The 13,884-nt window shown below is 56.6% G+C and carries 12 protein-coding genes; 5 read left to right on the plus strand and 7 right to left on the minus strand.

All coding sequences use genetic code 11. The features are described 5' to 3' along the window. Position 1 precedes the first annotated feature (1 nt). Positions 2–1,093, plus strand: a complete 1,092-nt coding sequence (locus H6815_03500) for a succinylglutamate desuccinylase/aspartoacylase family protein (protein ID MCB9859493.1) — start codon at positions 2–4, stop codon at positions 1,091–1,093. Here H6815_03500 and H6815_03505 read toward each other — a convergent pair. Continuing rightward, positions 1,065–2,201: a glycosyltransferase family 9 protein gene (locus H6815_03505; GenBank protein ID MCB9859494.1), complete on the minus strand. Its 1,137-nt coding sequence runs from the start codon at positions 2,199–2,201 to the stop codon at positions 1,065–1,067. The genes H6815_03500 and H6815_03505 overlap by 29 nt on opposite strands. A gap of 242 nt (positions 2,202–2,443) precedes the next feature. Here H6815_03505 and H6815_03510 point away from each other — a divergent pair, with 242 nt between their 5' ends. The 3 genes from H6815_03510 (at position 2,444) to H6815_03520 (ending at position 6,521) form a co-directional block, all read left to right on the plus strand. Further along, the gene (locus H6815_03510; protein ID MCB9859495.1) at positions 2,444–4,369 is read left to right on the plus strand and encodes a hypothetical protein; all 1,926 of its coding nucleotides are present in this window, start codon (positions 2,444–2,446) and stop codon (positions 4,367–4,369) included. 103 nt (positions 4,370–4,472) lie between these two features. After that, positions 4,473–6,056: a hypothetical protein gene (locus H6815_03515; GenBank protein MCB9859496.1), complete on the plus strand. Its 1,584-nt coding sequence runs from the start codon at positions 4,473–4,475 to the stop codon at positions 6,054–6,056. Between the two features lie 15 nt (positions 6,057–6,071). Beyond that, a complete protein-coding gene (locus H6815_03520; GenBank protein ID MCB9859497.1) occupies positions 6,072–6,521 on the plus strand; it encodes a GyrI-like domain-containing protein in 450 nt (149 codons plus the stop codon). Between the two features lie 5 nt (positions 6,522–6,526). Here H6815_03520 and dut read toward each other — a convergent pair whose 3' ends face one another. From dut to H6815_03540, 4 genes are all read right to left on the minus strand, one after another. Further along, positions 6,527–7,012: a dUTP diphosphatase gene (gene dut / locus H6815_03525; protein ID MCB9859498.1), complete on the minus strand. Its 486-nt coding sequence runs from the start codon at positions 7,010–7,012 to the stop codon at positions 6,527–6,529. Between the two features lie 71 nt (positions 7,013–7,083). Beyond that, positions 7,084–8,001: a hypothetical protein gene (locus tag H6815_03530; GenBank protein MCB9859499.1), complete on the minus strand. Its 918-nt coding sequence runs from the start codon at positions 7,999–8,001 to the stop codon at positions 7,084–7,086. Between the two features lie 7 nt (positions 8,002–8,008). Further along, positions 8,009–8,929, minus strand: coding sequence for a serine/threonine protein kinase (locus tag H6815_03535; protein MCB9859500.1), 921 nt, complete (start codon positions 8,927–8,929; stop codon positions 8,009–8,011). Between the two features lie 436 nt (positions 8,930–9,365). Then, positions 9,366–10,049 carry an N-acetylmuramoyl-L-alanine amidase gene (locus tag H6815_03540; protein ID MCB9859501.1) on the minus strand — a complete coding sequence of 228 codons (684 nt, stop codon included), beginning with the start codon at positions 10,047–10,049 and terminating at the stop codon, positions 9,366–9,368. Positions 10,050–10,567: 518 nt separating this feature from the next. Between H6815_03540 and H6815_03545 the strand changes: the two genes are divergently transcribed. Beyond that, complete coding sequence (locus H6815_03545) at positions 10,568–11,401, plus strand: hypothetical protein (GenBank protein ID MCB9859502.1); 834 nt, start codon at positions 10,568–10,570, stop codon at positions 11,399–11,401. Between the two features lie 312 nt (positions 11,402–11,713). Here H6815_03545 and H6815_03550 read toward each other — a convergent pair whose 3' ends face one another. Both H6815_03550 and H6815_03555 read right to left on the minus strand, forming a co-directional pair. Further along, positions 11,714–12,283 carry a tRNA (cytidine(34)-2'-O)-methyltransferase gene (locus tag H6815_03550; GenBank protein MCB9859503.1) on the minus strand — a complete coding sequence of 190 codons (570 nt, stop codon included), beginning with the start codon at positions 12,281–12,283 and terminating at the stop codon, positions 11,714–11,716. Between the two features lie 46 nt (positions 12,284–12,329). After that, entirely contained in the window at positions 12,330–13,688 is a 1,359-nt protein-coding gene (locus H6815_03555) for a TlpA family protein disulfide reductase (GenBank protein ID MCB9859504.1), read from the minus strand. Between the last annotated feature and the right edge of the window lie 196 nt (positions 13,689–13,884).

Below are 13,884 nucleotides of genomic sequence, written 5' to 3' on the forward strand. Positions count from 1 at the left end.
CATGGCATCGCGCAAGAACACACAACTGCAATCTGAAGAATGGTTCGGCACAATGCTTGCGCCCGGTGAGCGCGCAACACTCTCTGTCGTTATCACACAAAGTTATGCGGGAAACAATATCTCGATTCCTGTCCATGTCTGGCGGGGTGAGAAGCGCGGGCCAACCGTTGCTGTGACCGCGGCTGTCCACGGCGACGAGATCAACGGCACGGGCGCGATCAGACGCATTATCCGCGAACAACCCTTCGATGTGGTTGCAGGCACGCTGGTGCTCGTGCCCGTTGTCAATATTCTCGGATTCGAACATTGCGAGCGCTATCTTCCGGATCGACGGGATCTGAATCGTTCATTCCCGGGATCGACCGGCGGCAGCCTCGCATCACGCATGGCAGCATCGTTCTTCAAGCAGGTCATCAAGCGATGCAATTACTGCATCGACCTGCATACAGCTGCCCTGCGCAGAACAAACTTCCCGAATGTACGCGCCGATATGTCGGATCCAAAGCTCGCGGAGTTTGCGCGCGCGTTCGGTGCAGAGCTTATTGTGGAAAGCAAGGGGCCAAAGGGATCGCTGCGTGCATCAGCGTGCAAAATCGGCTGCCATACGCTCATCCTCGAAGCGGGCGAAGTCTGGAAGGTTGAGCCAACCGTGGTTGAGTATGCAGTGCGCGGAATCACAAACTGTCTGCAGTTTCTGAAGATGATCGATGGCACACTGGACGAGCCCGAGTACCGCGTCGAGACAAACACGACGACGTGGGTGCGCGCAAAGCAGGGAGGATTCCTTGAGTTCCACGTCGCGCCGGGCGACATTGTCGACAAGGACGCGCCGATCGCAACCAATACCGATCTTGTCGGAATGCAGCGGAATGTTGTCACCGCACCGCGCGACGGGATTGTGCTGGGGATGACAACTATCCCGTCTGTTGCGCCGGGCGATCCCATCTGCCATCTTGCATTTCCTCGTACCGGCACGCTGCACAAAATCTCGGGTGTTCATGCAAGTCTGAGCGCAAAGACACTCCACGAGCGCGTGCGTGGCGATCTTGCTCGCAGCATGCTCATCACCCAAGCGGATCCGCAGAGCCTGTAGAGACTGATGTTTTCGCTATCGAGGCCTGCACGTGCGCAAGTTTCAAAGCGCATGCCTGCAGCACCTCATGTACCGTAATGCGTCGCATCATCGTCGGTCCAAGCGTCTCGTCCTTGTAGTCAAGACGCTCGCCCATCTCAATGTGCTGCAGCACATCGTGCTCGTGTTGATAGGGTCCGACAAGTTCGAGATCGGTCGGCCCAAACAACGCGACGATTGGCCGATCGAGTCCGACCGCGATGTGGAGCGATGCCGAGTCGTTGGCAACAACCAGTTGTGCGCGCTCGATGATGGCCATCAGCTTCGCAATCGATGTCGATCCTACGAGATCGATCATCTGTGCACGGTTCTTTGCAAGCCGAAGCAGATCCGTGCATTGTTTGCGTTCGCTCGCACCACCCACGATGATGATGCGATCGGTCAACCCTTCGGCGAGTATCCGCTTTGAAAGCTCCGCGAACCGACCAGCAGGCCACTGTTTGCTCTTCCATCTACTTGTCGGAGCAAAGACAACATACCGCTCCTGGAACATCGGATCGCTCGTCACTGCGTCACGCTCTGCAGGATCGGTGTAGAGGCGCATGTCTCGCACAGGCTCGATACCGATTGCTTCGATCAATCCAAGCATGCGATCAACCGTGTGCATGTACTGCTTGATCTGGATCTTGTGGGTGTATCCGAGTGCTGCTTTCTCTCGGGCGTCCGCGTGTCCCACGCGCATGCCCGATCCGGTCTTTCTCGCAAACCAGCCCGTACGAAACAGTCCCTGCGCATCGATCACAAGGTCATATCCCGGTTCGCGTAGAGAGCGCACAAACCGCGTATAAGGCATGGGATTCAGCCGCTTCAACGCCCTTGAGATCCCGTGTCGATCGAACGGCACAACGTGTGAAAGGGCAGGGTGATGCTCGATCACCGACTCAAACCCCTGCTGGACCATCCAGTCAATCCTCGCGTCCGGATAGGCCTTTCGCAGGCTCGCCAGCACGGGCACAGTTCGGCTGACATCGCCGAGTGCGCTCGGTCGAATCAGAAGAATCCGGTGGGCATTCGGCCTTGGTGTCGAAGGCACCACACCGCCTGAGTTGTCCTGTGCTGACTCGTCCAACCAGCGCACTCCCGATGTGACACACCAGCACCACCCCTGCTGGTTCCGATAGTCAGGAAGTTCGTCCGAGGTGTGCAAGCAGGACGTCGGATTCCCGAACAACCGATGTATCCGCTGCGTTTCCAAGGAGACTGCGCGATCGGTGTCGCGCCAATCATCGCAGCGGGCTGTACCATATCAGGCTTAAGCCGCACGCGCGACCAGCACGTCACCCAAAGAGAGAAACACAGGAGATTCCCCTCATGAATACGAACATATTCCAGACATTTTCCGCTCGAATGTGCTTTGGTGCTGCAACACTCACCGCTCTTGCAGGTGTTGCTTGCGCGCAAGTCCAGCCAGTACTGATCTTTGAGCACGCTGGACTCGGCACGATGCTACAGCACGACAAGGACCAGGGTGTGCTGAAAGCAATGGCAATGCTGCCCGATCGTCTTGGCGAGCTTCCGCTCGAAATCCCCGGTATGGATCAGCAGATCGGTGGTCTGCTCAAACTCGCAGCGACCACTATTCACCGTCCCATGCGAGTTGCAATTGTCTCGAACCAGGACGATCCCACCGATGGCGGTTTTGGGTATGGCGTTGTGATCTCGATCGAGACAGCGAATCAGGGCGATGCTGAACAACTCGACGCGCTGCTGCACATGGCAATTGCGCAATCGGATATGCCCTACGAACCCAAGCCGAGCAAGCAATACTCAGGTCAGTCGGAAATCGCAACACCGTTTGCGATGTTCCGCTTTGGGCCTGCATCAACCAAAGACCAATGGCGCTACCAGATCACAGCTGGCGCAACGGGCGATGTGCCAGCAATCTTCGAGAACAATCTGACCAGCACTGCAAACTTCACTCCTGTCATGCGCCTGCGCATGGACCCCGCTGGCCTCGACGCGGCGCTGACCATGGCTGAAAACTCTGTGCCTGACCACGAGCACCAGGCGCGCGAGATCATTCACATGATCCGCGACCTCGGGCTGACCGAGTCGGACGGACCGAAGCTCGATTCTGTCATGGGATACACCAAGACGCACTCCGTTTCGCAGACGATTATCACAAACATGCGTCAGTTCGCCGACGATCTCGGCATCTCCACCACACCGCTGACCAACGACGACATCGCAATTCTTCCGCAGGATATTGTGTTCGGGTCGGTCGGTCGCGGCAGTTACGACGAGTTGCTGAAGCTGGCCGATCACTTCCGTGAAGCTGGTATGCCTGTTGACGAGTTTCTTGATGAGGTCGAGAGCAAGCTCGGCGTAAGTCTTGTCAACGACATCATCACGCCGTTGGGCGATGTGACCGCAATGTACGCCTCGGACACAACTGGTGGCGGCGGGCTGACATCCATGGTCATGGCGATCAAGCTCGATGATGCTGATCGCTTTGCAAATGCGCTGACCAAGCTTGGAAGCCGCGCCAATGTTGCTATCGCCAACGAAGAACCCCAGGCAGCACAGTATGTTGAGTTCGACCGCTGGCAGCACGACGGACACATCATGCTGTCCGTGCATGCCAAGGGTCTGCCCGTGCCTGTTGAACCCACTATCACCATTTCCGGCAACTGGATGGTCATGGGTATGACACCCAACGCCACAATCGCTGCGATTGAACAGACGAGCGGCAAGGCGCGCACAAGCATCCTGAACAACCAGCACGTTGCCCGTGCAGATGTGTCCGGCGCACTGAAGTTTTCGTACATGGACACCGAGCGCCTTGCACGCGACGGATATGGCGGGATCAACCTGCTCGCCACCGCGATCGGCAGCGCTGTCCGCTCGCCCGGCAACGGCACGCGCGATGCTGGCATCATCATTCCAAACTTCCACGACACCATGAAGGGTGTCAAGCCCACGATCTATGTGACCCAGTGGAATGAGAATGACCTTGTCATGCGTTCGACTGGCGATCCGTCCATGGTGGTGAACGCTGCTGCAGGGTTTGGAATAGCTCAGAACTACGTCATGCCGATCGTCGCAGCAGTTGTCATGCCAGCAGCGATGAATGCACAGCGCCATGGGGGCATGAACCGCTGGGGTATGCACGACGAGATGGGCTGGGACCACATCGAGATTACACCTGTGGCAATCGAAGCTGAAGAGGCAGTTGATTGCTGCGAATCTTCATGCGAGAAGGCGTGCTCATCTTCATGCACCGAAGAAAAACAGTGATTCTTCACGGCTGAAAATTCCGGTCGACAAGCGTGTCCATGTGCTTGTCGACCGGCTTTTTGTTTTGGCACAGCTCAGTGCGAACAATAGAGGACAAATGCACATGCGAGCGCGACAGTCCCTGCTCACACTCATCGCAACACCTCTCGTGCTGCTGGCCACTTTCACAAGCGCCTCAACCCGCGCACAAGGCACGCGTGACACGATCGAGCAGATGCGCAGGATACCCGATGGCGTCATCGCCTGGTGGGTGTACAACCCCGGTGCGCTTGGAAACGGTGGTGAAGGAACCATCGATCGGCGTGTCATCGAGGGTGCATTGCGCATCGCGCTGTCCAGCGGTATGGTCGAGGGAGAAACCGCTGAGATTCTGACAGGTTTGCTGGCTGGCTGCGCCTTCAGCGACGCACCAAGCCGTGTCTGTCTGCTCGATATTCAGACAGAACCGGACACCTCTCCCGGAGCAGCGTTCGGTGACTGGCACATCACATCGATCAGCGCGGTTGTCGAGATCCACACCAACACACGACAGCCAGCACTGTTGCAAACAGTGAAGTCGGTGTTTCTTGATTCTCCAGCAACAGGATCGCAAACGTCCGGTGGAGTTTCGCAGAAACAGATCACACTTGCCAACGGGCAAGCAGCGGTTGTGTTGCAGCAGGCACCAAACGGCACAACTCCAGTATCGCTCTGGAGCGAAGTCAGCTGGACCAGCGAGCCGGGCGTGTTCACGCTCGCAATCGGCAGGGACACGTTGTCCGACTGGATCCGCAGACGAGACGCGCACAACACGGCAGACGTTATGGCATCGCACTGGCAGGTCCATCGCGACACTATCGATGCTGGCACCGCACAGGGCAGTGTCTTTGCTGAGGTGTACGTCAACATTGACGCGATGCGCGATCGGTTCGAGACTTCGCTGCTCTACGGCAGAACCGACGATGTCCTGAACGTATCGAATATCGGGAACATGCGCGATGTGATGCTCCACGCGCGGCTCGTTGATGCGTCTCTGGTGCGGATCGATGGTGGATTGCCGAACGCAACATACAACGGCCCGCCGCTCATTGAGCTTGATGCTACATGGTCGACACGCCGGGAAAAGCCAGGCATCGCGCACACGCATCGTGTTGCGGATTCGGTCTGGCCTGCATGGTTGATCACATACGGGCCACCGCCCGGCACGTACGCGATGGTTGTCGACCTGGACTGGGAGCGCACCGTTGCATGGTTCCTTGCAACAAAGCGCTCGATGCTCGATGCCGACGAGCGTGTCGCGTTCAATCAGAAGCTCCGCGCCTGGTCGACCCGTTACAATGCTACACTCAAGCGGCTCGCACAATCGTTCGAATCGCAGGTCGTGCTGACCGATGTGCCACGATCACCTGTTGCATTGCCCGGTGTCTGCACACTGCTGTGTGAAGCGAAGCCAAGCATGAACTACGACAGACTGCTCCGAGATCTTGATTCCATCCTCGGCTCAGCGCATAAGAGTGTGAAACCAATGCACGACAAGCTCATGTGGTCGGTCTCGATCCTTCCGGAGAATACGGACCCTGCTGGCATCCTCAGCGTGTTCGCAGCGGGACTTGCGGGAAACGCCGAGAAGCCTGTCCTTGTGGCGGGCTGGAGTTCGCTTACAGTCACGCATACTCAGGAACGTCTGGGCAGACCGACACGAAAGTAGAAGGGAGAAACACACATGGACCACGAGATCACTTCACTCGACGCGATGCGATTTGTCGGGCTGACAATCCACTGTAAGGATGGCGATCCTTCCGCGATCGGCGCGTTGTGGGATCAGCTCTTCAAACTCGGCCATCTGCAGGAATCACTCGGATACTGGGGTGTCAGTTGGGGCGATGGTGTTGGCGGATTCCATTATCTGTGTGGCCACCATGTTCCCGCAGAGCTTCCAACACCCGATGGGATGGCTGAGCACAGCATCAAACCAGCACACTATGCAAAGTTTTTCTTTCAAGGCGAGCCGTCGCATATGGCAAAGATGTTCGGAGAGATCTTTGAGAAGCACATGCCCAGCGCCGGATTGAAACCCGCACCCGGAGGCGCGTGCCTTGAGTTCTACGCGCCGGACTGCATGGACGAAGCGACTCACACCATCAAAGCAGATCTGTATGTCGCAGTGGAATAGCTGATTCACATTCCCGTCGAACCAAACCCACCCTCACCTCGCGCGGTTTCGCTCAGCGATGTCACAGATTCGATTCGCGCACGCGCCACCGGCGCGATCACCATCTGCGCGATGCGCATGCCCGTCATGATGGTGTAGGGCTCCCGCCCGAGATTGATCAGCGGCACCTTGAGCTCGCCACGATAATCAGCATCGATAGTGCCCGGCGCGTTGGGCATCGAGATGCCGTGCTTCGTGCTCAACCCCGATCGTGGACGGATCTGCGCTTCAAACCCGGGCTCGATTGCGATCGCAAGCCCCGTCGGCACCAGCACGATCTGCATCGGATCGATCGTCAGCTCCTGCCCATCTGCGAGCAGCGCTGATAGATCCATGCCCGCAGCGTGCTGCGAGCAGTACGCTGGAAGCGTCGCTCGCGCATCGAGCTTCTTCACCTGCAGAACAGATGTGATCGGAGCGAGAGTCTGCGGTTCAAGCACGGATTCTGTCATGGGTGAGCGTAGCGCATCCATACCGACACACCGCACATGCACACCAACATGACAAGGACTTCACGGAACGCTCATGCAACATCCGGCATCGGCACGCTCGACAGCGGCACGACGCTCCAGATCGCTTCCTCGGCAGTCGGTGGATCGGACAGGTCGATCGGCAGATACACACCCCGCTCGTGGTCTGAGTTCAGCACGACCGCGTTTGGTGGCACCAGCATCGCCCCGGTCTCGGCTTTTTCGTGCCCCAGCAGGAACAGCGAAATTCCCCAGCGTTCGACGAGATCTTCCAGCAGTTCCGGATCGTGCCTGCGCCCCCACACCATCAGATGCGCAGAGCCGTTCAGCGGCTCATAGTCACGACTTGTCAGATCCCGTTGAAGCACATCGGGATCGAACCGCCCCATCACCATCGGTGATGGGAGCGAGTGCGCACACAAGATATCGCCCTTCGGTGTAATGCATCGCAGCGCCAGCGGCATGGAGAAGATAAACTCTGCGATCGCGTCCTCGACAACCTTTGCATCGTCACCAAAGACGTACTCCACCCCCTCGTTGAACGCATCAACGACACGCACACCATCCTTCACAATGCCGGAACCAACAACCTGCGCAAGCTCGTGATTTGCAAGCAATGCATGGACCCGCTCGGGGAATCGTGTTTTCAACTGCGCAACCCGAGCGAGCGCGCGATACGAGAAGTCCAGACCATTGGTCAGCTTGTCAGCATGTATGAGCTCGTGCAACACAATGTGAGGGCCTGATGAGCCGTTCAGAACATCATTACCAAGCTGCGCAATCTGGAGAAGTTTGGCGTAATGGACGGGGTTGTCGTGCAGATCGCCGGTCGCGATGAGTGTTCCGGGCGACTGTATCCGATCGATAGATGCGACACGACACTCGGCTGAACGGTTCGCAGCGGCGCCTGCCTTTAATATCTCGGCAACAGCGTGTGGGTCGTACAGGTCCAGTGCGTTTGCATCAGACACAGCACGCTCACACTGCTCGCGACGCGTCAGCAGCCGCTCCGTTTGATTCAGCGCTTGAGTTCTGACTTACACGCTTTGCTTTCTCTGCTTCGGCACGCAGGATGCTCTCCACAAGGTTCAGTCGATCAAGCACCTCTCCCATGCTGCGCGGACGGCGTGATCGATCCGGCTCAACGCATTCCATCACAAGATCGTTCAACCGCGAGTTCACCTCCGGCACAAGTTCCGACACCGGGGTCGCTTTCTGCACCATATTCGCATCGATCGTCGAGACGAGCGAGTCGCCCTTCGGAATCGCAGTCGGGATATTTTTCTTTGTGAGAATCCAGTACATCGTTGCGCCGAGGTTGTATACGTCGGTGACTTCGGTGATCGGCTGACGCGCAACCTGCTCAGGGGCGATGTAATCGGGCGTGCCCTGGATGCGCGGCTTGACCGTTCCCTTTGGACACGACTGCCCGAGATCAATGAGCTTTACAATGCCTTCATCGGAACGGATGCAGTTGTGCGGCTTCATGTCGGCGTGGATGAATCCCTTTGCGTGCATGTACTGCAGTGCTTCGGCCATCTGATGGAACGCAAGCACACACTCAAGCTGCGTCTCTGGAACCTCTTCGTCCATCGGTGTGCCATCAACAAGTTCCATCAGCAGATAGAGTTCCTTGACCTGCAGTATGGCCTTCTTCTTGAGGCACTTGTAGATTTTGCGGATCGAAGGGTGATCGAGCTGGCGGGCGACCTCATATTCCGCGAGCGCCTGATCAAGAAATCGCTGATCCTTGGCGGTGTCGCGCACAATCTGTTTCATCGCCCAGATCTGGCTCGTCTTTGGGTCCTGAACGAGGTATACCACACTCGCTGCACCCTGGCCAAGCTCGGCGAGGATCTCATAGCCTTCGAGAATGTCACCCTTTTTTCTGACTCGCACCGAGTATTGCACCCCGCTGAAGTTTCCCGAACGCTGAGAGACCGGAGATATTTGGCCGAACTGCTGATGAGTCAACCATCGACGGGCTGGCATCTCACTCCCAGACCCGGGCAATCGCGCAATGCGCCCCATGAATGACATGGCAATCGTCCCATTTCATCGGCTCAAGGCGACTGCTGATCAATCATTGGCCATGAAGACCCTGGATTTCAGCCGTTGCGTAGATAGTTGAGATCATCCAGACTGACTTGTATGTCGAGCCGAAAGATCCAATCACCCACAGCTTGCCTGTCGAGCCAAACCCCACTCGAGTTGAGCACCGGACAACCCGGCATCTCTGCGAGTTCTGTTCATGCAAAGATGGGTACTGGTTCGACCAAATCGGCGTTTTTTGGATTAATTAGAACACGACTCTTGGATTATAGGGCTTAAATGATTAGCTCTGACCCTGGCCATTCAGCACGTCCACCATATGCTGCCGGAACGCTTGTTCGGGAAAATATCTTCCCGGACTCGAGGTTGACTCAAGTTGTCGCTGCAGATGGATTTCTTCCGGCGGAATGTTGTACTGTGCTGCAAGCGATTCCACCAGTTGGGTCAGTGCGACGAGCTGGGATTCAGTAAATCGGCCCGAATCGCCGTCTCCAACGAGACAGATCGCGATGGCCCGAGCGTTGTACCAGCGACCGCGCTCACCCGAGACATGGGCTCCTGAGAGCTGGTCGAGCCACCGGTACCCGGCATAGATCGAGCCATCAGCCATCCCGCGACCATTCCCGATCACAAAGTGGTACCCCAAGCCGGAGAGGTTTTGGGACAGATGCTCCTCATGGATGCTTGAGGGCGATCCAAATCGTGAGCCTGAGTGATGGATCACAATCGCCTGCCATCGGCCATCCTCAACCGGGGCACGGGTATCAAACACGTGGTTGAGGTCTGCAGGAGCGTCCTGCGTCAAGCTGACAGCAGGAAAGGCACCAGCAGACGCTGAGGACGGGGCCTGTCGCAACGCCCACAACCCACCACCAACCGCTGTCATCGACGCAACAAGAGCTGCCCACACAATGCGAGTCCGAACCGAATCCTGGGTTTGGCGCACTTGTGTGTGGGCGTCGGGCATATCAGGCCTTTCCTGATCGCGGACAGATCAGCGATATGGAGTGCGGAGTATCGCTAGCGACAACCGTAGCCAGCCGATGTTCCGATGATCGGGAAACGACACACGATCGCTTCCGATTTTGCATTTCTCATCGGCAGATTCCCGGCTTGCAATCACAAGCACTACGTCAATGTTTGCGCGTCAGCCACTCCAGACAGTACATGCTGTACAGTCGACAGAAACCGCATACGAGATCTTGGGTTCAAGCTTCAGAACCACACCAATCTACATGTATTGCTCATACAACCAGCACAAACATCGCATGGATGCAATCTTCTCTCTCACACTGGTGGTCATTCGCCATCTGATTCTGCATCCTGTCTCTTGAGCAATGAGGGGGTGCTGCCTTCGGGAGACCGGTCGCAGCCAAGAGCTCACGACATCACGCGATCGCTGCTGTCATGCGGGGTGCGCCTGTTGCGCATCGTTTGCGACACCAAGCCCGTGGTGATGGTCTGAGACATATGCAAGAGAGAGACATGAAAAAAACAGTGTGTGCGTGTATCGTTGCGTGTGCGGTCGGCTCTGCTGCTTCAGCGGATGTTGTGTACGCAGGCCCGGGCGCGGGTCTCGTCAACGCGCCCGGCGTCGTGTTTCCGAACGGTGTGCCAGCTGTCAATGGCACCGCTCTCAACCTCATCACACCACCCCAGACCAACTTCGTCACTGTCGTCATCCCGCTCTGCAACCATATCAGCGGCGGCACAGGATCCGGGACTGGGACCGGTACGGGAACTGGATCGGGTACAGGCTCAACTGGATCGGGCAGCGGATCGACAGGCTCGGGGAGTGGTTCCGGCAACACAGGCGCAGGATCAGGCGCTGACAACTGCAACATTGTCGGATTGTCGGTCAGTGCATCCTTCAGCGGATTCACCAGCGGATTTGACGTGAACATGGGCGTAACCGACGGCACTCGATTTGTTGGCTCGAACCACTCGGACTATTTCCGTTTCTATCCAGCAGAGGGACAGTTCAACGGAAACGCGCTTGTCAACATGAACTACGGTGTCAACGTGCCGTTTGCGAATGGCCCTGTTGGTAACACATTCACCTTCTCGCAGGAGTACACGTTCAGCACCAACTCCACTGATGTTGCTTCAACATCCGAGGGCGGAACATTTAACCTCAGTCTTGAGGGGCTTGATCTGACACAGGACCTCGCACTCGTGATCGGTCTGTTCGACACAAACGAAGCTGGCGTGCTCAACTCGATCAACATTGTCACCCAGACAGTGCCAGCACCTGGTCCCATCGCGCTTCTTGGTGTTGGTGGAATCATCGCAGCACGTCGTCAGCGCCGAGGCGCATAACAGCCGTAATCAAGCATATCTCAAATCGCAACGAACGAACGTAGAACCTATCTGAGCAGTCTACCGGAAAGATTCGGTCGACGCCGACCGTACTCATCGTAGAAATACGCGGGCTCGGGTCCCGAGCGAATGGTATCGGTACGTTCAAACTGACTGATCGGATCGTCCATTGCAAACAAGGATCGTCGGCATCCAGACATCACAACAGCGCATATCAACACAGCACCGCATACACACACAAGGCGGGTAGAAGAACACACCATGCGAAATCGCCTGGTCCGACCGGGAGTTCCACGGCTGACGCAGGCGATTTCACTTAGAAAGGAGAAACGAACTGTCATCGTTCAGGCTCTTTCTTGTACGCGACGTGCGTGTGGATGGTTCCAACGACTTACAAATATATCCGTGTTGATCGAGGCACAAACGTCCAGATACCAACCCCTGTCGGACTGCTTCATACATGACAGCGCACACGGCTGTTGCAAGATTCAGACTTCGCTGGTGGGGTGCCATCGGGAGCCTGACACAATGCTCCGGAAACTCGTCTCGAATGAGCGAGGGCAGCCCGGCTGTTTCCTTGCCAAAGACAAGATGATCGCCCGGCTGAAAGTCCGCTTCGAACACGGTTTGTGTTGCTTTCGTCGAGACAAGCCACAATCGCGGTGGCCGCTGGGAATCAATATACCCGTCCCACGAGTCGTGAGTGACGAGGGTGAGATGCTGCCAGTAATCAAGCCCGGCCCGGCGAACAGCGTGCTCCGAGATATCAAAGCCGAGCGGCTTGATCAGGTGCAACGATGAGTTCAAAGCTACACACGTGCGCCCAATGTTTCCTGTGTTATTCGGAATCTCAGGCTCATGAAGCACGACATGAAACAACAGCCCGGAACCCGGGCTGCTGATGCTCAACTCAGGTGTACAGGTTGACTCACTCACCGCCAGAACTGTCTTGTTGTGACTTGATCCAGTCGCTCTCAACCTTGCGTCGCTCCTTCACCCATGGGTCAACGGAAACGACGCGATCAATGGAGAGATCAAAGAGTTCGTGATCGGGGTTGCCTACCCAGCGCATCACTCCATCCGAGCTGAAGATCATTGCGATTGGAGCGGGGTCACCGTTCGCATTGCCACCGAACGGGCTCGATCCGCCGTAGAGCGCATCAAAGACAGCATGCTCCGTATCGAGGATGTTATAGTGTGTGAACTTGGTTGACTTGCCGAGTTTCTCCCAATGGGCCAGAAGCTGCATTCGTTCGCGTTCCTCCCGCTCTGCATTCTCGTTTCCGAACGAGTTGAACTGGTTCCCCGATTTAAACTGCGACACGACACCGACAACCACGACCTCTCGTTGGTACTTTTTCTGAAGTTCTTCCATCTTTTCCTGCACGCGATGGAACGACTTGTACTCGCCCGGATTCCAGATGTAAGCAACGATCACGCGAGCCTTTGTGTTCGGCCGACGATCATTCAGCCACTGCTGATTTTGAGGCAGTGATAGCTGACGATCAATCGACTCCTCACCAAAGCCTGAGTTGCTGATCCCAAGTGTCTCGCGCTCCCAGCGTGTGACACGTGCCGGCCATTGGGCAGCATCGAACAGGACCTGCCTTGGCCTGGAAATTCCCAGATTCTCGGGAATATCTGCGATATCAACACCCTGATGGATAGTGGAGGTCTTCTTTGCAGCTTCGCGTGCTGCAGCTTCCTTGCGAGCCATCTCATCAAGAATGCCGCCCGCCTTCTCCTCTGTCTCCTTCACCAGTGTCTCAACCGCTTCTGACACACTGGAGGTTGTGATGTCTGCAAAGCGGAGATTTCCGGCACGATCAATGAGATAGAAGTCCGGGTCCTGATCCACCTTCAAGGCTGCGCGGAACTTGCCATCCGCATCGTGTGCAACAGGGAAGCTAATACCTGCCTTGGTAATCTCCTCTTTCCCGGCATCCCAGCCGCGTGCATCATGCACACCGATGACAACAAGTCCCTTGTCCGCGTACTCCTTGGCAACACGATCAACCATCGACATCTGACGCATTGAGCGGTCGTACCAGGACGACCATGTGTAGAACAGCACAACCTTTCCCTTGGTTGATGTCGCATCGGCAGAGCCGCCAACCCAATCGGACAAGCCAGCCCACGCCTCGATCGGCATCGCGTGGAGTTCCATCGCATCAAGATCAGTCCGGCGCTGACCCGAGCCCTCACGGGTTGGGTCCGCATGCACAGCGGAAACAGCAAGAAGTGAGCAAGCGAATACTGAACGAATACCAGACGAACGTGTGCACATGTGCAATCTCCAAACCAACCCATCACAAAGGATGACATTTCCTTTCATGCATCATACGGGCTTCCCAGCCCGATTGGATGCCCCACAAGCTCTCAACTCATCAGTCGAACCAATGAGCTGGTCGCATTTCTTTCATCGTTGAACATCCAAGCCGCCAGAATGTTCGGCTCTTGTGTCACAAGGATGTCACGGGAGC

The sequence above is a fragment of the Phycisphaeraceae bacterium genome, assembly GCA_020639155.1.
In the GTDB taxonomy this organism is placed as follows: domain Bacteria; phylum Planctomycetota; class Phycisphaerae; order Phycisphaerales; family UBA1924; genus JACKHF01.